This is a genomic window from Mesotoga sp. HF07.pep.5.2.highcov, from assembly GCF_003666285.1.
Taxonomy (GTDB): Bacteria; Thermotogota; Thermotogae; order Petrotogales; family Kosmotogaceae; genus Mesotoga; species Mesotoga prima.
Map to the genome: position 1 here is coordinate 1 of NZ_JFHJ01000360.1, position 1,083 is coordinate 1,083.

At 43.8% G+C, this 1,083-nt stretch carries 1 protein-coding gene and 1 pseudogene; both read left to right on the plus strand.

Features of this window, described 5'->3' with window-relative positions; translation table 11 throughout:
* Positions 1-2 precede the first annotated feature (2 nt).
* Positions 3-686, plus strand: a complete 684-nt coding sequence (gene sufC, locus BG32_RS07690; RefSeq protein WP_409072655.1) for a Fe-S cluster assembly ATPase SufC — start codon at positions 3-5, stop codon at positions 684-686.
* Positions 687-688: 2 nt separating this feature from the next.
* Positions 689-1,083 (plus strand): annotated as a pseudogene (locus BG32_RS07695) (Fe-S cluster assembly protein SufB); the annotation flags it as partial.

Here is a 1,083-nt window from a genome sequence, read left to right on the forward strand (position 1 = left end):
GGTTGAGTCTCACAATAGGAAACGGGGAGCTACACGTTATTATGGGACCCAATGGTAGCGGTAAATCAACGCTTGCGAATGTGCTGATGGGGAACCCCAAATACAGAGTTACTGGTGGTACTGTGAAATTCATGAATAAGAATGTATCTAGATTAACCGTAGATGAAAGAGCTCGAATGGGAATGTTCATGACCTTTCAGCATCCTCAGGAAATTCCAGGGATCAGACTCAGGAGCTTTCTTATGTCAGTCTCTCAAAGTACGGGCAGCAGGGTGCCATTGCTGAAAATGAGCAAGGAAATCGACGAACTATCTCTTGAACTTGGTCTAGAAAGTGAATTAATAGACAGATATTTGAACGTAGGTTTTTCCGGAGGAGAAAAGAAAAAAGCCGAGATAGTTCAGATGAACTTCATGAAGCCAAGGTTTGCGATTCTTGACGAAATAGATTCCGGGTTGGATGTTGACGCTATGAAAAGCATAGCGTTGTCAATAAACAGGTTCAGAAATCCAGAAAACTCAGTTTTACTAATCACACACTATCAGAGACTTCTTGAGTATGTTGAGCCCGACCGTGTCCACATCTTGATCGATGGATCGATAGCAATGAGTGGAGGAAAAGAACTTGTCAGAGAAGTCGAAGAGAATGGATATGAAGCGATCTTTGACTCACTCAAGGGGGTCTGATCATGCGAGAAAAGGTCTTCCTAGACAGTTCAAGGTTTGATTTTCTTTCAAATACTAAGTACCGTTTTATGAGCGAAAGGGGATTCGGAGAGAGCCAAGTAATCGATATATCGAAAAGGAAGAATGAGCCCGAATGGATGCTTAAGAAGCGGCTTCAGTCTTTCAAGGCTTTCAGTCTCTCGAGCAAACCAGGATTCGGAGTAAGCACTGAGAGTCTTGATCTGAGCAGAATAATCTCCTATCTCGGTCCGGATTCCGACAAGCATAGATCCTGGGACGATGTTCCACAAGAAATTAGGGAGACCTTTGAGAAGCTTGGCATTCCCGAGGCGGAGAGAGAATCTCTTGCTGGAGTCGGTGCTCAGTTTGACTCGGAAATTGTGTATCAGAACATAAG